This is a genomic window from Trichococcus palustris (assembly GCF_900114465.1).
Taxonomy (GTDB): Bacteria; Bacillota; Bacilli; order Lactobacillales; family Aerococcaceae; genus Trichococcus; species Trichococcus palustris.
Genome location: NZ_FOTD01000015.1, coordinates 40,433 through 59,392, shown reverse-complemented (window position 1 = coordinate 59,392; position 18,960 = coordinate 40,433). Strand labels below are relative to the sequence as shown.

19 protein-coding genes are annotated in these 18,960 nt (G+C 46.9%); 14 read left to right on the top strand and 5 right to left on the bottom strand.

Annotated features, from left to right (window positions below; all coding sequences use genetic code 11):
- Positions 1–17: 17 nt before the first annotated feature.
- Positions 18–980, top strand: coding sequence for a 3'-5' exoribonuclease YhaM family protein (locus BM101_RS10310; RefSeq protein ID WP_087032973.1), 963 nt, complete (start codon positions 18–20; stop codon positions 978–980).
- A 66-nt stretch (positions 981–1,046) separates the two neighbouring features.
- On the opposite strand, the gene BM101_RS10305 is transcribed toward BM101_RS10310, so the two are convergent.
- The 3 genes from BM101_RS10305 to BM101_RS10295 form a co-directional block, all read right to left on the bottom strand.
- Entirely contained in the window at positions 1,047–2,012 is a 966-nt protein-coding gene (locus tag BM101_RS10305; RefSeq protein WP_087032971.1) for a peptidylprolyl isomerase, read from the bottom strand.
- Positions 2,013–2,708: 696 nt separating this feature from the next.
- Complete coding sequence (locus BM101_RS10300; RefSeq protein ID WP_087032969.1) at positions 2,709–3,092, bottom strand: YtxH domain-containing protein; 384 nt, start codon at positions 3,090–3,092, stop codon at positions 2,709–2,711.
- A gap of 2 nt (positions 3,093–3,094) precedes the next feature.
- Positions 3,095–3,529, bottom strand: a complete 435-nt coding sequence (locus BM101_RS10295; protein WP_087032967.1) for an HIT family protein — start codon at positions 3,527–3,529, stop codon at positions 3,095–3,097.
- 584 nt (positions 3,530–4,113) lie between these two features.
- Between BM101_RS10295 and BM101_RS10290 the strand changes: the two genes are divergently transcribed.
- The 4 genes from BM101_RS10290 to trmB all read left to right on the top strand — a co-directional run bounded on the left by BM101_RS10290 (position 4,114) and on the right by trmB (position 7,862).
- Positions 4,114–4,851, top strand: coding sequence for an ABC transporter ATP-binding protein (locus tag BM101_RS10290; protein ID WP_087032965.1), 738 nt, complete (start codon positions 4,114–4,116; stop codon positions 4,849–4,851).
- Positions 4,848–6,080 (top strand): ABC transporter permease, encoded by a 1,233-nt coding sequence (locus tag BM101_RS10285; RefSeq protein ID WP_087032963.1) that lies wholly within the window; start codon positions 4,848–4,850, stop codon positions 6,078–6,080. Before BM101_RS10290 ends, BM101_RS10285 begins: the two co-directional genes overlap by 4 nt.
- Before the next feature lie 258 nt (positions 6,081–6,338).
- The gene (locus BM101_RS10280; RefSeq protein ID WP_087032960.1) at positions 6,339–7,136 is read left to right on the top strand and encodes a phosphotransferase family protein; all 798 of its coding nucleotides are present in this window, start codon (positions 6,339–6,341) and stop codon (positions 7,134–7,136) included.
- A 78-nt stretch (positions 7,137–7,214) separates the two neighbouring features.
- Positions 7,215–7,862 (top strand): tRNA (guanosine(46)-N7)-methyltransferase TrmB, encoded by a 648-nt coding sequence (trmB, locus tag BM101_RS10275; protein ID WP_087032958.1) that lies wholly within the window; start codon positions 7,215–7,217, stop codon positions 7,860–7,862.
- A gap of 333 nt (positions 7,863–8,195) precedes the next feature.
- On the opposite strand, the gene BM101_RS10270 is transcribed toward trmB, so the two are convergent.
- A complete protein-coding gene (locus BM101_RS10270) occupies positions 8,196–8,546 on the bottom strand; it encodes a PepSY domain-containing protein (protein WP_087032957.1) in 351 nt (116 codons plus the stop codon).
- Between the two features lie 269 nt (positions 8,547–8,815).
- On the opposite strand from BM101_RS10270, the gene pepA reads away from it, so the two are divergent.
- From pepA to BM101_RS10235, 7 genes are all read left to right on the top strand, one after another.
- Positions 8,816–9,892 (top strand): glutamyl aminopeptidase, encoded by a 1,077-nt coding sequence (gene pepA / locus BM101_RS10265; RefSeq protein ID WP_087032955.1) that lies wholly within the window; start codon positions 8,816–8,818, stop codon positions 9,890–9,892.
- A gap of 28 nt (positions 9,893–9,920) precedes the next feature.
- On the top strand, positions 9,921–10,235 hold the full coding sequence (locus BM101_RS10260) for a thioredoxin family protein (RefSeq protein WP_087032953.1): 315 nt from the start codon (positions 9,921–9,923) through the stop codon (positions 10,233–10,235).
- A gap of 47 nt (positions 10,236–10,282) precedes the next feature.
- Positions 10,283–10,897: a YtpR family tRNA-binding protein gene (gene ytpR, locus BM101_RS10255; RefSeq protein ID WP_087032951.1), complete on the top strand. Its 615-nt coding sequence runs from the start codon at positions 10,283–10,285 to the stop codon at positions 10,895–10,897.
- A gap of 107 nt (positions 10,898–11,004) precedes the next feature.
- Positions 11,005–11,712 carry a hypothetical protein gene (locus BM101_RS10250; RefSeq protein ID WP_087032949.1) on the top strand — a complete coding sequence of 236 codons (708 nt, stop codon included), beginning with the start codon at positions 11,005–11,007 and terminating at the stop codon, positions 11,710–11,712.
- Positions 11,713–11,992: 280 nt separating this feature from the next.
- Positions 11,993–13,324, top strand: coding sequence for a UDP-N-acetylmuramate--L-alanine ligase (gene murC / locus BM101_RS10245; protein WP_087032947.1), 1,332 nt, complete (start codon positions 11,993–11,995; stop codon positions 13,322–13,324).
- A 129-nt stretch (positions 13,325–13,453) separates the two neighbouring features.
- Positions 13,454–13,837: a VanZ family protein gene (locus tag BM101_RS10240; RefSeq protein WP_087032945.1), complete on the top strand. Its 384-nt coding sequence runs from the start codon at positions 13,454–13,456 to the stop codon at positions 13,835–13,837.
- Positions 13,838–13,846: 9 nt separating this feature from the next.
- Entirely contained in the window at positions 13,847–14,080 is a 234-nt protein-coding gene (locus BM101_RS10235) for a VanZ family protein (RefSeq protein WP_087032943.1), read from the top strand.
- Positions 14,081–14,833: 753 nt separating this feature from the next.
- On the opposite strand, the gene BM101_RS10230 is transcribed toward BM101_RS10235, so the two are convergent.
- Positions 14,834–15,583 carry an RNA-guided endonuclease TnpB family protein gene (locus BM101_RS10230; RefSeq protein WP_087032941.1) on the bottom strand — a complete coding sequence of 250 codons (750 nt, stop codon included), beginning with the start codon at positions 15,581–15,583 and terminating at the stop codon, positions 14,834–14,836.
- A 141-nt stretch (positions 15,584–15,724) separates the two neighbouring features.
- On the opposite strand from BM101_RS10230, the gene BM101_RS10225 reads away from it, so the two are divergent.
- Positions 15,725–16,258 carry a MaoC/PaaZ C-terminal domain-containing protein gene (locus BM101_RS10225; RefSeq protein ID WP_087032939.1) on the top strand — a complete coding sequence of 178 codons (534 nt, stop codon included), beginning with the start codon at positions 15,725–15,727 and terminating at the stop codon, positions 16,256–16,258.
- A 21-nt stretch (positions 16,259–16,279) separates the two neighbouring features.
- Complete coding sequence (polA, locus tag BM101_RS10220; RefSeq protein ID WP_087032937.1) at positions 16,280–18,931, top strand: DNA polymerase I; 2,652 nt, start codon at positions 16,280–16,282, stop codon at positions 18,929–18,931.
- The last annotated feature ends 29 nt before the right edge of the window (positions 18,932–18,960 follow it).

The window sequence follows — 18,960 nt, the reverse complement described above, 5'->3', positions numbered from 1 at the left end:
GAAGGGAGCGGGAAATTATGACTAAGAAAATTTATGAACATGAAATAGATGACGGTTTCGAAATTTATGTGCTGATCAAAAGTGCCGATGTTCGGCTGGCGAAGAATGGAAAGAAGTTCATCGCCTTCACCTTTCAAGACCGCAGTGGGCAAATAGACGGAAAATATTGGGATGCGAAAGAGGAAGACATCAAGCAATTCGTTCCGGGACAGGTGGTCGTCGTGACCGGGAAGAGGGAGCTGTATCAGAACAATCCGCAGCTCCGCATCTCCAAATTGCGGTTGGCTCGCGAAGGCGAACCGAACAGCCCAGAACTGTACATGGAGAGCGCGCCGTTGAAATCAGAAGAAATGGTGGAAGAAGTCAGCCAGATTTTATTCGAAATCACGAGCGCTCCGATCAATCGGATTGTCCGTCATATCCTGAAAAAATACCAAGTGGAGTTTTTTGAATATCCGGCCGCTAAACGGCACCATCATGCCTTTGTGGGCGGCTTGGGGTATCATACCGTCTCCATCCTGCGTTTGGCGAAAACGGTATTGGAGAATTATCCGGCCGTGAACAGATCCTTGTTGTACGGGGGCATCATTTTGCATGATATCGGCAAGACGATCGAATTGAGCGGCAGCATGTCCACCGAGTATACGTTGAAGGGCAATTTGATTGGGCATATCGTGTTGATCGACGAAGAAATCACGAAGGCCTGCGGGCTCCTGAACATTGACGAAGACAACGAAGAGGTCATCTTGTTGAAACATATCGTGTTGGCTCATCACGGGAAAATGGAATTTGGCTCCCCGGTTGTCCCGCATCTGTTGGAAGCGGAAATCATCCATCATTTGGACAATTTGGATGCCTCCATCAACATGATCGATACGGCATTGTTGCGGACAACCCCAGGAACATTCGGCGAACGGATTTTTGGTTTGGAAAACCGGACCTTCTATAAGCCGAAGTTTACCCAGCCAACAGAAGAATGAAAAAATTGAAAAAAAGAATCAGGAACCCTCTTGAAAGGATTCCTGATTCTTTTTTTGATGTGGAAATTATTTTGCAGAATCGGAAGTAGCGGATTCTGAAGTTGCAGATCCTGATGTAGCGGCGGAATCAGATGCAGCTGCACTTGAATCAGTCGTTTTTGCCGGCAAGAATGTATCGATTGCGGTTGAAAGGTCTTTGTCTTTGATTTCTACCTTGGCATCTTGCACGATTGTAGAAATGACAGAAGTCAGATAAGCGTTATCGGCAAGTTTGTCTTTCATCATCAAAGCTTCGATGTTGGTGCGTTCTTCTTCAAGTGTACCTTTTGCTGGTTTTTCGAGCATCTTGATGATGTGGTAACCATATTGGGTTTTAACCGGAGTCTGTGTCACTTCACCCACATTCAAAGCGTAAGCAGCGTCTTCGAATTCTTTGACCATATCCCCTGCACCGAACAGACCAGTTTCGCCGCCTTTTGAAGCAGTTGCGGTATCGGTCGAGTTTGCTTTCGCCAATTCGGCGAAGTCCGCTCCTCCGTTGATTTGATTGATCAAATCTACGGCTGTCGCTTCATCGGCTACAAGGATGTGTTGGACATTTATTTTTGGTTGGTAAGTATCGTAATAAGCTTGTACTTCTGCATCCGTGAAGCTAGTCTTGGCTTTGACAGCCGCTTCGATCAATTTATTCAAGTATAAGACTTGTTGATACTCATCTTTATTTGCAAAGCCGGATTGCGCCAAGATGTAGTTGAATGATGTTTCGCCGCCATATTGAGCGATGGTGGAAGTTACTTCCGCTTTCGCATCAGCCTCCAATGTGTTTTTTCCTACAGCTTTGTTCAATACGTCGATCAAAATCAGGCGTTGTAAAACCGTCTTGCCGGTTGAACTCTTCATTGCATCATATAATTCATCTTTCGTGATGTTGCCGGCAGATGATGTGGCAACCGTTTGGCTTGATGATGCGCATCCTGCAAGTGTGATAGCCGTCAAAAAAGCAACGGACGTCAATGCTAATTTTTTCTTCATGAATATGGCACTTCCTATTCTTGTCTTTTATTTATCGTCTAGATAATCTTTTTTTACTATAGCATAAACTTTTCGATAATGGAAAAGATTCCTTAAAAACGCTAGCATTCTTCAAGGAAACTTCATATTTGCATCTGGAAAATAACAGTAAAGCTACGGAAAGCCGAGTGGCGGATTTCCGTAGCTTTACAAACCTGATCGAACGCTGAAAGGCAAAGTAGCTGCATATATTGAAAAAAAAGGGGCTGGGACAAGAGTCCTAGCCTCGTTCGCATTTCCTAACAATTAATCGTAAACGTGTTCTGAATTGCAGACACCACTCCCGTTTTGTCATGTGTCTTGCGATTTCAATCGCTTAGAGACATGATACACTTGGGCGCTTGCGACCACAGTGCTTCCTTTCAGGGTCGTCCACAAAAGAGGTGAACGAAAAGCCAGTTTCTCCAACGTCCGGGTGTCTAAACTCAATTCATCGCACTCTGTTTAAACGTGTTCCAAAAAGCAGACCTGAAGTCACTTCACGAATAATGCTCAGACGGTCTGCGACCATCCTCCGCTTATTCGCTCCAGTGATTCGGGTCCAAACGCTCTTTGTCCACTCTCAAAAAACAATTCTGGTTTCCTATCTGTTCGGGGAGGTTGCATGACAATCCTTTCCGAATCGTTGGTAAGACAATCATTCAATATATATAGCTGCTATTTCATCGCAGCCTCTGCCTCTGTTTCGGGAAGCTTCGATTCCAGATTGGTAATGACGATGTCCATGTCTTCTGTAAGGGTGTTGAGGCTTTCGTTAATGCGATTGATGCGCGGCTGTGTGCTGAGGGTAAAGTTCTCAACTGATTTTGTGACGTCATCAGTGAATTGAGTGGCGACCGCCAATCCTTGGTTTGTCAAGGTGTTCACCGATTCGCGAAGGCCGTTCAGGCTCTCATTCAGATCAGCGACAGCCAAGGTGGTGTCATCCAGATATTCTTTTATTTTTTCGCGATTTTCTTTTCCATTGTTGGGGGTATTCAAAAGGGCTACCAAACCGCCGACTACCGCTCCGAACAAAAGTCCTTCCGTAAATGAACGCATAATTAATCCTCCAAGTTCTCTTTGATAGCGGCAATGACTGCCGCCAACTCTGCCGTTGAATATTTGCCTTCATGTGTTTTCCATTTCAAACCGAAGCCGTCCGAATCGGAGTCTTCATAGCGGGGCAAGAAGTGGATGTGGGAATGGAAAACCGATTGATAGGCGATGGAACGGTTGTTGTTCAGGATGTTCAGACCCAAAATATCATCGCTCGACCTTTCGATTGCGCGGGCAATCTTTGGGATGCGCGAAAAGACGTCTTTCGCCAACTCTTCATCGTACTCGAAGATATCGGCAACATGCTTTTTCGGTACCAAAAGGGTGTGCCCTTTAGTGACTTGCGATAAATCCAGGAAGGCTATGACTACGTCATCTTCATAAACGATGTTGCTTGGGATTTCATGGTTTGCGATCTTGCAAAAAATACAATCTGTCATGGTTTTGACCTCTTTCTGAATAACGTATCCGTTTTATTTTTTAACTAAAAGGAAAGTATAAATTTTTTTTGATTGTAAAAGCGCATCACCGGAAGTGTTTCACGGATTTGCAAAATGTTCCACGCATCAAAAAAATTGGCTAGCTTCACGGGTTAGCCCTTCGGAAAAGGGATGAAGGAACCTCTTGGCTCTATGAGCCAAGACATACTGTTCGACTAACCTGCTGACGCAGGAAGTCTCTCAGCAATTGCGCTCTGCGATGCTCATTTGCATGGGACTCTTAGGGATTCATCCTTTAGAGTCCCAGTATAAGGTGACCGTAGGGAAAGTTGCAGGGCACGATTTCCTAAATTGTCATGGCTCTTGCGATTTCAATCGCTTAGAGACATGATACACTTGAACGCTTTTTGGTCACAGTGTTTCCTTAAACAGGGCTGAACGAACCCGTTCAGCTTTTCTCATAGACTCACTTTATCATATTTGGCCCATTTTTCATATTATTCAAAAACAATCTATTCGAAACGGTTCAGCATCGGGCTATGTTATAATATAATACACATAAGGAAGCGGAAAGGAACTTTACTATGTCACTAAAACTAGAAAATGTCACAGGCGGCTATACGCAAGTGCCTGTCATAAACAATATCACCTTTGAAGTGAACCCGGGCGAATTAACCGGGTTGATCGGATTGAATGGTGCCGGAAAGAGCACGACCATCAAACATATCATCGGTTTGATGATGCCGTACAGCGGGGAGATTTCAATCGATGGCCTGACGTTGCGGGCGGACACGGAGCGCTACCGCCGCTCCTTCTCTTTCATTCCGGAAACGCCGGTTTTATATGAGGAGTTGACGTTGCGCGAACATCTGGAAATTACGGCAATGGCCTACAATATTCCGGCAGCGGAAGCGATGGAAAAGGCGATGCGCTACATCAAAGAATTCCGTCTGGAGGATAAGCTGGATTGGTTTCCGGCCTACTTCTCCAAGGGGATGAAGCAAAAGGTCATGATCGTGTGTTCCTTCATGGTGGATGCTCCCGTGTACGTGATCGATGAACCGTTTCTGGGGTTGGACCCGTTGGGGATCCATTCCTTTTTGGAGATGGTCAAGGAGAAGAAAAAGCAGGGCGCGGCTATTTTGATGTCCACCCATGTCCTGGCATCGGCGGAAAAGGAATGCGATAATTTCATCTTGCTCCATCATGGCGAAGTGAAGGTCACGGGGACGATGGCCGATCTGCAAAAGGAAATGAATATGCCCGGGGCAAGCCTGGATGAGCTGTACATCAGCTTGACGAAAGAAGCGTTGCCGTCATGACAATGGAAAGCATCTGGAAAAGAAGACAACAACTGCATCTGAAAAAATTCAGCCGCTACAGCAAATATATTTTCAACGACCACTTTGTCATCGTGCTCCTGTTCCTGATCGGCGCTTTGGCGTTCCGGTATTCCGAATTCGTGAAGACACTGACACCGGATTTTGTTTGGGGAGAGGTGCTGATCGTATTGCTTTTCTCCCTGAGCATTTTCATCGGCAAGCTGGCTACGCTTGTGGAAGCGGCCGATCAAGTGTTCCTTTTGGCGAAAGAAAAAGAATGGGGCGGGTATTTCCAAAAAGCGAAACGCTACAGCCTGGTTTTTCCGGCGGTGCTCCTGTTCTTTATTGGGGCCGCCGCAATGCCGCTGTTATTTGCAGGGAGAACGATCCAAATCAGCGATTTCCTGCCCATCTATGCGACGCTGCTCTTATTGAAGTCCATCCAGTTGGATCTTCAGGTGTTGGCGTTGAAATGCAACGATCGGGCGGTTATCCAGAAAAACAATGGGCTATTGTGGATTTTTGGCGTTTTATTGTTCAGTATCTCCATATTTTTTAATCCGTGGGTTGCGCCTGTTCTTGTAACGCTGTATACTGTACTTCTGCATAAAAAAGTACAAGTACGTTTCGAGACAAAATATCCGCTCTACCAATGGGAAAACATAACCGCCGCCGAAGAACAGCGGACGGCACGTGTGAATCGGATCATCAATCTTTTTACCGATGTCCCTCAGGTGAAGAACAAAGCGAAAAGAAGGAAATATTTGGACGGCATCCTGCGCCGAGTGGAAGGCAAGGGGAATACATTCCAATATCTCTATGCTCGGGCATTTATGAGGGGGACGGATTACAGCGGTCTGTTTGTCAGGCTTTTGCTGATCGGGGTGGTCTTGTTGGCGGCAACCCCGGCGAAGAGCCTATCCTTGGCACTGAGTCTGTTGTTTCTTTATTTGACGGGCTTCCAGCTGATGCCCTTGTATTTCCACTATAACGAGAACATGATGAATCGTCTGTATCCTGTTCCAAATGGCGATAAGTTCGCTGGATTCAAAAAAATCATCACCTATTTGCTGGGATGCGAGGCAGTGGCTTTTGCGCTCGCCATCACGGTTGGAGTCGATTGGATGGCCGGCTTGATCGCATTGGCAGCCAATCTGGCCTTCGTTTGGTGTTTCATCCGCTTTTATATGGGCAGCCGCACAGCGAAAAGAGAAAACACCTTTTCCTAAGGATAATCGAGAATGTTTTGGCGAAGAATAGCCGAATATTCTTGACTGGATATGTAAAGCATCCTAAAATAAAGGGTGGAATATACGCAGCTTCCTTTCAAATTTTTTTTTTGGGCGGAAAAGGGTTGTGTGTATGTGCAGCATGCAATGATGAATAGAACAATAAATAGACAGCTGGGGCTTTCGTCCCGGCTCCTTCTTTTCATGGGAAGGAATAAATGGACAGTAAAACTAGAGACTGAGTAAGGAATGAGCTCGATGGATTATAAAATGGACTCGGGATGGCGGTTACACCCCATTGGAGGAGATACAGGACAAGCTTATATGGGCACAAGAGCAGATGAAAAAGTTTTTTTGAAACGCAATTCTTCTCCTTTTTTAGCTGCGCTCTCCGTTGAAGGGATAACGCCGAAACTGATCTGGACAAAACGGGTCGGAAACGGGGACATCTTGACGGCTCAAGAGTGGCTGAACGGCCGGGAACTGAAACCGGGCGAAATGAAGGGGAAAGCGGTCATTGACATTTTGCATCGGATTCATCAATCCGAAAATCTGTTCAATATGCTTCAAAAAGTGAAGGGCGAAGTTTACAATCCGATAAACTTCCTCAATCTGTACATAAAAGATTTGCCGGAAGACTTGAAGTCGCATCCGCTCCTGCAGCATGCGGTTCAATATGTGAGAGCTACCGCAGCGAGCATCACCGCTGCGCCCAAGACGGTTTGCCATGGCGACGTCAATCGCAAAAATTTCCTGTTGGATAACGCCGAACGGCTGTATCTGGTGGACTGGGAAATGGTCAAGATAGCCGATCCCCTTTCCGATATCAGTATGCTTCTGACCCAATATGTGGCATTGGAAGATTGGAACGGTTGGCTGGAAGAATACGGTCTGCACATGACGGACGACATTTCCCGCAGACTGGAATGGTACAGCCTGATGAATTGCCTGCTCATGATCAAAAAAAATCGTCTGCAAGGGCGCGAGCTGGAAATGAACCAAACGCTTCTTCTGCTGCAAGAGCTTTATCAAAATCGGAGCAATCAAGACCTATAGAAATCCTCTTCGTCACCTATGCGAACGGAAAGGATTTCTTTTTATGAAAAAATATGTAATTTATGAAAGAGGTAGACTATGCGCGTTAGAAATAAACCTTGGGCAGCTGAAAAATTAGCTGAAAGTACCCGTTATGTTGTGATGGAACCGGCCGAATGGAAGGGGAAATGGGAAGAACGTTTTGGGAATGACCACCCGATCCATGTGGAAATCGGATCCGGAAAAGGCCAATTCATCGTCGGGATGGCAAAGATGCACCCTGAAATCAACTATATCGGGATAGAACGCCAAACGAGTGTTGCCGTTATGGCATTGGATAAAATTGTGGAAGCCGATTTGCCGAATGTGCAATTGCTGAATACGGATGGGGAGAATGTGGCTGATTTCTTCGCCGATGGGGAAGTTGACCGTGTCTATCTGAACTTCTCGGATCCATGGCCGAAATCGAAACATGACAAACGCAGGCTGACGCATGCAAATTTTTTGAAGAATTACGAGCAAATCCTGGTAGCCGGTGGAGAAATCCACTTCAAGACGGACAACCAAGGCCTGTTCGAGTATTCCCTTGCGAGCTTCTCGCAATATGGCATGACTTTGCTCGAAGTATGGTTGGACTTGCACAACAGCGACTTCGAGGGGAACGTCATGACCGAATACGAAGAGAAATTCTCTTCGCGCGGATCACGCATTTACCGTGTGGAAGCCGCCTTCCCTAAAAAAGCGTAACGAAATAAGAAAAGCGGAACAAGTCCGCCCAGACCTGACAGAAATTTAGGAAATCGTGCCCCGCAACTTTCCCTACGCTCACCTTATACTGGGGCTCTAAGGGATGAATCCCTAAGAGCCCCATGCAAATGAGCATCGTAGAGCGCAATGGGTACGATTTATCTAATTTCCGAAGGTCTGACTTGTGCAGCTAGACATCATGTGATGGCGTTAAGCAGATTAGTAATTTGTGGAACACCTGTAATGATGCGCTTCTTATATAAAAAATTATATTTACTTAGCCAAAAAAGAAGAATCAAAAATCAGCGTGATTTTTGATTCTTCTTTTTTTGTTTATAATTTGTATAAATCCAGTACGGTTCCGGTATAGGCATCTGCGATGAATTCGTATTGGACCAATACGCCATCTTCCTTGCGGGAAATTCCTCCGTAGTAGACATCCGTCTCAGAAGAGTAGCGGTTGAGCGGTACGGGATGCAACTCAATCCAGGAACCTTCGATCGGCGCTTCCGCCAAAAACATTTTTTTGACATTTTCCAAAATGGTATCGCCGTTCACCATTCTTTTCTTCTCGTAGCACAGTGCCGTGATAATTGAACCAATGACGATACCTGCGCCAAATAAGATGCCACCCAAAATCTCTTCCTTGTTCTTTTCGCATTTTCGTTTTTCTAAAAAGTTCATCGTAAAGCCTCCTCAAATTGATGCGCTTTCTTTATTATTCACAATTAAGTATAACAATAATTACTTTGAAAGCATAGGGAAATGTAAACCTATACATTTCGGGCGGGAATGATCCATCGTGGATAAAACGGCGAAATGCAATTGAAACGTTGCCCTGACAATAAGGCTACGCTATAATAGTAAGGATAGCTTTTCAACGAAGGGGGATCGGGGGCAGGTTGACCGTGATAAGGGGAACTATTTCCTCGGCGACCGTGTCCCGTTCATGGATGGAAGATAAAACATTTGCTTTAATCAAGGAATTGACCGAATTACAAGGAACAAGCGGAAATGAAAGGAATGTCCGCAATGTCATGCGCGAAAAAATGGAGCCATTGGTTGACCGCATTGAAATGGATGGGCTTGGCGGCATTTTTGGGATCCGTGAAAATGCGGATGCTACGGCTCCGCGCATCATGGTTGCGGCCCACATGGATGAAGTCGGATTCATGCTTACCGGCATCACCGACAGGGGCTTGTTCCGGGTAGTGCCTTTAGGCGGCTGGAATCCCTACGTGGTCTCGGCACAGCGTTTCACCCTGCAGACTGCAAAAGGGGATATCCCCGTCATCTCCTCTTCGGTTCCGCCGCATTTGTTGCGCGATGCAGCGGCTGCACAGCAGGTGAAGGTAGCCGACATCCTCTTTGATGCGGGCTTCGATTCGAAGGAAGAGGCCCTTGCCTTTGGTGTTCGCCCCGGCGATACCATCGTCCCGCAGGTGGAAACGATCTGGACGGCCAACAAAAAGAAAATCATTTCAAAAGCGTGGGATAACCGTTACGGGAATGCCGTCGTACTGGAAACGTTGGAAGCTCTGAAAGATGAAAAGTTGCCGAATACGTTGATTGCCGGAGCCAATGTGCAGGAGGAAGTCGGCTTGCGCGGGACCAAAGGCGCGGTCCATAAATTCAAGCCTGACTTGTTCTTTGCCGTCGACTGTTCCGCAGCGGATGATTTGACGACCACCAAGGATACGTTCGGCCATCTGGGCGAAGGCTTCCTGTTGCGCATCCAAGATCCGGGGATGATCACCTTGAAGGGCATGCGCGAATTCCTGTTGGATACTGCGGAAACGCACCATATTCCGTACCAATATTTTGTATCAAAAGGCGGTACCGATGCGGGTGCGGCGCATGTGATGAACGATGGGGTACCGAGTGCCGTCATCGGCGTGTGCGCACGCTACATCCATACGCACCAAACGATGTTCCATATCGATGATTATGCTGCCGCAAAAGAGATGGTGGCGCAGGTCATCAAGTCATTGGACAAGAGTACATACGAAACAATCATGGCCAATAACTGAGCCGAGAAAAGCTGAGGGGTGTCCAAAAATGGAAAAATTGCAGAATGCAGAACAGTTTTACGCTTTACGCGATGCGGGAAAAACGGCTTTTGTCTTTACGACCACCTGGTGTCCTGATTGCCACTTCATCAAACCATTCATGCCCGAAGTGGAAGCGAAGTTCGGCGATTACCGGTTTGTCGAAGTGGACCGCGACGACTTCATCGATCTCTGCCGATCGTTGGATGTGTTGGGTATCCCGAGCTTCATCGTGTATGACAAAGGGCAAGAAATCGGGCGTTTCGTTTCAAAGGATCACAAGACGCAAGAAGAAATCGAAGCCTTTTTTGAAGGTGCCAAATAATTAATAATAAAAATAACAGAGAACGTATAGAAGGAGCAAAAACAGACATGTGGTTAAGTTTTTATAATCGTAAAGCAGTAGGGGATACATTACTTTTGACAAAAGGGGACATCGCTGTAAGACAGGAACAAGCCTGCGAATCAAAGGGCACGGTTACGCGCATCTACAACAGCGCAACGAATGAAACGATGGGCTATAACCTCTTCGCTATTTCCGAGAGCGTGGATTTGACCGCAAACGGCCAAGTATTTTTGACGGATGAACAGCTTGTGAAAGTGAATGATCTGATCAAAGCAGCCGGCTTTACCGATTTGGTTGCCGTCGACCATTCGCCTAAATTCGTTGTGGGCTATGTGAAAGAGTGCGTGCCTCACGAAGATTCTGACCACCTGTCCGTTACGCAAACGGAAGTCGACAACGGCGAAGTGTTGCAGATCGTCTGTGGTGCAGCGAACATCAAAAAAGGACAACGCGTCGTCGTTGCGAAGCCTGGTGCGGTTATGCCGAGCGGCCTGATCATCTGGCCGGGCGCATTGCGCGGTGTCGCAAGCAATGGCATGATCTGTTCCGCAAAAGAATTGGGATTAGAAAATGCTGCCGCTAAAAAGGGCATCCTTGTATTGGATGACAGCTATGTGGTGGGTTCAGCATTTTTCAAATAATGCTATGGAAATTTGGTCAAAAAAGAAGTACTATTATAAAGGAAATTTCAAAACTAAAAACCTGCGTTTTACCGAAATGAAAAATAGAAATGAGAGGAGGGGATTGGATGAGCCGCTATGAGGGACCTGTTTTTTCCGAACACGATTCCCGGTCTTCTGCACATGGAAATCACCATTCAATCAAGAGAATACATTTTCCGAACTATTTGGAAAATCAGGAAAAAAGGGCAGCCATTCAGCAAGAAACAGACTATTCTGTGCAACCTTCCCCCTACATTTCCAATGATTTGATGCACACCCCCGCCGACACGGTGCCTTTCCTGCGCCATAATAAGGAGGCGTTCATTTCTTATCGGGACAAGGAAGCCGTTCCGACCGAAGATGTATTTGCTGTAAAAAAGAAACACCTGCAGGATGAGAAACTCAAGGAACGCCGCAGCCAATCGGATATGCATCCTTATGCGCATTATAGAAGCAGACGGCCGTTCCAGTTGACGGAGATCCCTGAACCGTTGAAAGGGTGGACCAGCAAAACAGAAAGTAAAATCGATTATGGCTATATCGCCGATCTTTTGGTGAAGCCGGATGAGGATCTGCTTTTGTTTGATGCATCCGTTTCAGAAGATGACGATGCTTATGAGGATGAAACCAGCCGTGAAGGGAATGGGCTCCATCCCCTTCACGGAAAAACGAAGCGGGCGATGAACCGTTCCTTATTGGGCATCATGGCGCAGGAGCGTTCTTTTGATGTATCCGATAAGTTTACGCAAGAAGCGGCTGGAGAATCACAATCGGCCGGCCAATCGTATTTTTAGACATACTTTTGACATGTTCGAGTGCAGCGATGCGTCATCATTAACGAAACTGCAATCTTTGAAATGTTTGACACCAAAGTTTAACCCATTCATGTCAGCTTCTTAATCTGGGGATGGTATACTATCTTCGATTCTTCGGCATCTATGGAAAATACCGACCCGCAAAAGAGTGGATTTTGTGTTTTTCAGGAATAAAGGTATGTGGTCCACAGAGAAAAACATACACTAAAGGGATAGAAGGCTGTTCGGCATTCTTCCCTTATTATATTTGGAGGTAATTATGGAAACGGAAACGATTTATCATTTTGTCGGCATAAAAGGTTCAGGCATGAGCGCATTAGCATTGATCCTTCACGGAAAAGGCTATAAAGTGCAGGGGTCTGACGTTGAGACCTATTTCTTTACACAAAAAGGGCTGGACGATGCAGGCATTTTAATTCTGCCTTTCGACGAAGCGAACATTAAACCAGGATTGACGATCATTGCAGGGAACGCGTTTTCTGACTCGCATGAAGAGATTGCCAAAGCGAAAGAGATGGGACTTACTGTCGTCCGCTATCATACTTTCATCGGCGAATTGATCAAAAACTATACAAGCGTAGCAATCACCGGCTCTCACGGCAAGACAAGCACAACCGGTCTTCTTTCGCATGTGTTGGGCGGCATTGAACCGACAAGCTACTTGATCGGCGACGGAACGGGCTTCGGCAGGGAAGACGCGGAGTTCTTCGTTTTGGAAGCCTGCGAATACAGACGCCACTTCCTGGCTTATTCCCCGGATTACGCCATCATCACGAATATCGATTTTGATCATCCCGATTACTACCAAGATATCGATGATGTATTCAGCGCTTTCGATACCTTCTCATCCCAAGTCAAAAAAGGCATCATCGCCTGTGGGGAAGATGCTCATGTGCGTGAATTAAAAGGGAAATATCCTGTTACCTTCTACGGATTTGACGAAAGCAATGACGTCGTTGCGAAAAACCTGACGAAGGACACGACCGGAAGCAGCTTTGATGTGGAAATCAACGGCGAATTCTATGGGCATTTCGAAATCCCTTCATTCGGCACCCACAATGTCTTGAACTCATTGGCTGTCATCACTTTCTGCTGGTTGGAAGGGTTGGACAAAGAGAAAGTTGCGGCGGAACTGAAGACTTTCTCCGGCGTGAAACGCCGCTTCAGCGAAAGAAGCATTTCGGATATGGTTGTCATCGATGACTATGCGCATCATCCATCTGAAATCAAAGCGACCCTCGATGCTGCCAGACAAAAATACCCTTCAAAGGAAATCATTGCGATTTTCCAACCGCATACCTTCACAAGAACGGTAGCGCTATTGGATGAGTTTGCGGAATCTCTGGATTTGGCGGATGTTGTCTACCTGTGCGATATCTTTGGTTCCGTCCGCGAACATGACGGCCAAGTTTCTATTCAGGATTTGGCGAATAAAGTGAAAAAAGGAGCGGAAGTATTGCAAGTGAGCAATATGTCCCCGCTGTTGAAATACCATGATGCCGTAGCGATTTTCATGGGCGCCGGCGATGTGCAAAAATTCGAAAAAGCATACGAAGAATTATTGAGCCACAGCATGCCGACTAAAAATTAGTCCGATTATATCCGGGAGGGTGGGGCAGCAATCATGGAAATGATTGTTGTTCCACCCTCCGTTTAGTTACAAACAGAGTGTCGGTTTTGCTGTGAAATCCGTTTGATGAAGGCATGACAGGCTAATCTGATGACAACATTATCGAAAAGATGGGGGTGTTTCGAGCTGATCATTATCTTATTTGTTTTGATCTGGATTTTTGTGGCGTTCTTCTCTTTTGAGGCGGAACACCACGAATTGCCCGGCAAAATAATCCTGACGACGACGCTTGCGACCTACCTCACCGCTGTCCTGTATCTGACGGTGCTCAATCGGAAGATGGGAACAGCGATTGACTATGAGTTGGAGCTGTTTTGGTCGTACAAAGCGATGATGAACTTGCCCTGGATCCATGACCCGAAAGGGAAGGGGTTATTCATGGAAATCGTCCTGAATATCATCCTGTTCGTTCCTTTTGGCTTTCTGCCGGCCTTGTTGCACTCAAAATTGGCTTCGATCAAAAGGATAGGCTAGCTTGCTTTTTTGTTCAGTCTCCTCATCGAGCTATCCCAGCTGTTTTTCCGGATAGGGTTGTTTGAATTCGACGATCTCTTCGACAATACCTTGGGAGCCGTCATAGGCTACGGCATCTTCCGCTCGCTGGTGAGCTTGGCATCGGACAGGCAAAGCCGCATCAAGGGATTCGTGTGGGGACTCGTCCCTTTCCTGTTGGTGAGCGTCTTCTTTCTCGCCATCTATTCCATGAAGAGCTTTTGAAAAACGACAGAGAAGGGAAAATCCGCCGAGAACGCTTCGGCGGATTTTTTAACTAAAAGGAAAGTATAAAGTTTTTTGATTGTAAAAATGCATCACCGCAAGTGTTTCAAGGATTTGCAAAATGTTCCACGCATCAAAATAGTTGGCTAGCTTCACGGGTTAGCCCTTCGGAAAAGGGATGAAGGAACCTCTTGTCTCTGCGAGCCAAGACATACTGTTCGACTTGTCATGGTTCTTGCCATCTTCGATGGCTTAGAAACATGATACAACTGGCCGGCACGGTCACGTTGATTCCTTTGTTTTTGGAAGTCTCTCAGCAATTGCGCTCTGCGATGCTCATTTGCATGGTAGTCTTAGGAATTCATTCCTTAGACTACCAGTACAAGGCGACTGCAAGGAGCGTTACTACCGGACAGATTTCCTAAATTGTCATGACTCTTGCGATTTCAATCGCTTAGAGGCATGATACACTTGACCGTTCAGGTCACAGTGTTTCATCACTCAGGGCTGAACGAACCCGTTCAGCTTTTCTCGCATTTTGGCTATTATTCGGGGAAGGTTCGGATATTCCGGAGCTAAACGACTTTTATCACACCCGCGTTTTTGTTATGATAGGAATATATGTGGTGAACTACTCACGACTAAAGTCGCGAGCTTCCTACGAACTCCTTCCTTGCCTGCGTATGTCTTTACAGGCAGAGGGAATGGATATTTAGTAGGCTCAAAAGGCAGTACCTGCCTCAGTGTTTTCTTTTATTTGGCCAAAGCCAAAAGGTTCTTGCTGGCATTGATGTCCCGATCATGGAATGTGCCGCAAGCAGGACACGTCCAGTCGCGGATGTGCGGGGCTTTCTTGATTTTCTTTTCAGACTGGTGCAGCCATTTCGGGTTCGCATGTTTCACGGATTCCCCGGCATCGTTTGTGGTGACAGCGAAATCGGAAAGGCCGAGGTCGATGCCGATTTTGTGTTCCGCAGGCAGCCATTCCGGCGTTTCTTGTTCCACCAGAATGGAAATGAAGTAGTTGCCTGTCTTGTTCATGGAAACCGTGCAGGACTTGATCAGCCCGTCAAAATCCCGGTGCTGCTTGATTGTGACGAAACCGATCTTCGGCAGTTTGATTTTTCCGTTTTCGATACGGATGTTTCCGCCCTGGTTGTTGGTGGTATAGGATGCTTTCGACTTGTGCTTGGATTTGAATTTCGGAAAACCGACGGATTTGTCGCGGAAGAAGTTCTTATAGGCATTGTTCAGATTTTGACTGGCATTCGCCAAAGCAAGGTTGTCCACCTCTTTCAGGAACGGAAATTCTTCCTTGAAGGAGGTATAGGTTCTCGGCTTGATGCTTCTCAACAGTTCCTTGTCGTTTTTGTATGTTTCGTAGATTTCTTTCCGGTCAGCCAGCATCTGGTTGAAGATGAACCGTGCGGAGCCAAAACAATTGGCGAAATAGATTTTCTGTTCCCGATTGGGGTACAGACGGAACTGATAGGCTTTCAGCATGATACTCACCTCTTTGGCTTCATTACACACCATCGAACAGGTGTTCGCCAAAGATGAAGCAAGAAAAAAACCGTGTCGCCTAACTCATGACTGAAGTCACGAGAGTGCGGCGGCACTTGTTCAAAGAAAGGAATAGAGAAAATGGGTCTGAAAGATATAAAAGTTGGAAAGTCGATTGACGAAATCCAAGAGGGGGATTCTTTATCTGTTACAGAGATTATCGAAGACAAGGATATTTTGCTGTACCTTGGCTTGACGAATGACGGTAATCCTTTGTACATTCAACATGATTATTCACAGATGACACGGTTTAAAAAACCGATTGTGCCGACGGTTTTGTTGGTTGGGATTTTAACAAGCAATGTTTCCAAGCATTTGCCAGGTCCGGGTTCGCATATTGTCGACATTTCTTTGAATGTGATTGAACCGGTTTACCATAACAGCACCGTCACGTTTGTTTTTGAAGTGGAACGTGTAGACGAACGCCGTGAGCAAGTGACGATCAGCGTCATCGGAACGAATATGGAAAATAAAAGGGTGTTGGATGCGGAATTGATCGTGGAGACACCGCGCAAGCTGGCTTTCGAAGACGAAGAGTCCGAAGCCATCATGGAAGAAACGGACGGCGGAGAAGGCGTAAGCTCTCTTGCTGATGGAGAAGAGCGATCAGAATAAACAGAGTTAGGATGTTAGGGAATGACTGAGAAAAAGAAAAAATTAGTGTTGGTGGATGGAAGCAGTGTGGCTTTCCGCTCGTTTTACGGGTTGATGAATTTGGACAGTTTCCGCAACAAAAACGGATTGCACACAAATGCGCTATTTGCATTTAATAATATATTGGAGCGTATTTTCCAGACAGAAGAGCCGACACACATGCTGGTGGCTTTTGATTCCGGAAAAACGACTTTCCGCAATGAATTATACGGCAACTACAAAGGCGGGCGTGACAGCATGCCTTCGGAAATGGCTGAACAATGGCCTTACTTCAGCGTGTTGGTGCGTGCTTTTGGCGGGAAAACGTATGAACTCGTGAACTATGAAGCCGATGACATCATCGGCACCTTTTCGAGGTTGGCGGACCAGGCCGGCTATGATGTGGTCATCATTTCCGGCGACAAGGATATGACGCAGTTGGTGACGGACAATATCCGCGTCGACATCACGGTGAAAGGCGTATCGGAACTGAAATCCTACACGCCTGAAACCATCCGGGAAGAGTACGGCCTTGAGCCACTGCAGATCATCGACATGAAGGGCCTGATGGGCGATCCTTCCGATAATTATCCCGGCGTCACCAAAGTCGGCGAAAAGACGGCTTTGAAACTATTGGCGGAGTACGGTTCCATCGAGAATCTTTACGGACATGTCGAAGAGATGAAAAAAAGCAAGCTGAAAGAAAATCTGATCAACGACAAAGACAACGCCTTTTTAAGCAAAACCTTGGCGACCATCGATCTGGATTCCCCGGTCACCCTGTCATTGGATGATTTGGCTGTCGAAGGGAAGAACATCGATCAGCTGGTTGAATTTTACCGCGAGATGGACTTCAACGGCTTCCTCAGCAAATTGGGCGTGGAATCGGAAGACCGTTCCGAATCGTTCGAAGAGATCCATTTCGAAACGTTGACGGAAATCAAACCGGAACACTTCTCGGACCGCATGTCCCTCTATGTGGAAATGCTGGAAGACAACTACCATGAAGGCACCATCATCGCCCTCAGTTGGGGTGCGGACGGACAGATCTACACAGCCTCCCTGGAAACGGTGCTCGCCAGCGCTGCCTTCAAAAAATGGGCGGAAGATGAGGCGATGGAAAAGGTCGTCTACGACGGCAAGCGGACGACGGTCATGCTCCACTATGTCGGCATCGAACTGAGAGGGGTCATCTTCGATATCCTGTTGGCTTCCTATATTTTGAACACGAAAGACAACAGCAAGGATCTGGCTGAAGTGGCTCAGGAATATGGCTATAACGATGTCTCCTACGATGAGACGGTGTACGGCAAGGGAGCCAAGCAGGCAGTTCCGGAGGATGCCGTTTTGCACGACCATTTGGCGCGCAAAGCGAAAGCGATCCGATCCCTGTATGCACAGCTGAATACGGAATTGGCAGACAACGTCCAAAAAGACTTGTACTACGACATCGAGTTGCCTTTGTCGTTCGTATTGGCAAGGATGGAAATCAAAGGGATCAAGGTGGACCCTGAGCGTCTGTTGAAGATGAAGGAGGAATTCGCCGGCCGTTTGATTGAAATCGAAAAATCCGTCTATGCGGAAGCCGGGGAAGAATTCAACATCAATTCCCCGAAACAGCTGGGCGTCATCCTGTTTGAAAAAATGGGATATCCGGTCATCAAAAAGACGAAGACAGGCTATTCGACCGCTGTCGATGTTCTGGAAAAATTGCAGGCGCAAGCACCGATCGTGGAGCATATCCTGAATTACCGGCAATTGGCAAAATTGCAATCCACCTATGTGGAAGGCTTGCTGAAATACATCCGGCCGGAAACCGGGAAAATCCATACGCGCTACTTGCAGACCTTGACGCAGACGGGCCGCTTGAGCTCTGTCGACCCGAATCTGCAGAACATTCCAATCCGGATGGAAGAAGGGCGTAAAATCCGCCAAGCCTTCGTGCCGCAAAAAGAAGGCTGGAAGATTTTCGCATCCGATTATTCGCAGATCGAATTGCGTGTATTGGCGCATATTTCGGGCGATGAGCATCTGCGGGAAGCCTTCATCGAAGGGCAGGATATCCATACGTCGACAGCGATGCGCGTATTCGGCGTCGATAAGCCGGAGGATGTCACGTCCAATCTCCGCCGCCAAGCGAAAGCCGTCAATTTCGGGGTCGTCTACGGCATCAGCGATTACGGCTTGTCCCAAAATCTGAACATCACCCGTAGAGCGGCGCAGGAATTCATCGACAAGTATTTCGACAAATACCCGGGCGTCAAGCGATTCATGGAAGACATCGTGAAGGAAGCGAAAGAAAACGGCTATGTGGAAACCTTGTTCCATAGACGCCGCTATTTGCCGGATATCGATAACCGGAACTTCAACCTGCGTTCTTTTGCGGAACGCACTGCCATCAATTCGCCGATCCAGGGAACGGCCGCGGACATCATCAAGGTGGCCATGGTCCAAATGGAAAAAGCCCTCGAAGAAAAGGGCCTGCAGGCGAATATGCTGCTGCAGGTGCACGATGAACTGATCTTCGAATGCCCGGCGGAGGAGATTCCGATTTTGGCGAAATTGGTGCCGGAAGTGATGGAACACGCCGTTGCCTTAAGTGTTCCCATGAAAGTGGACAGCAATTACGGCGACAGCTGGTACGAAGCGAAATAACTGTCTTACGCTATCAAATGATGTCTAGC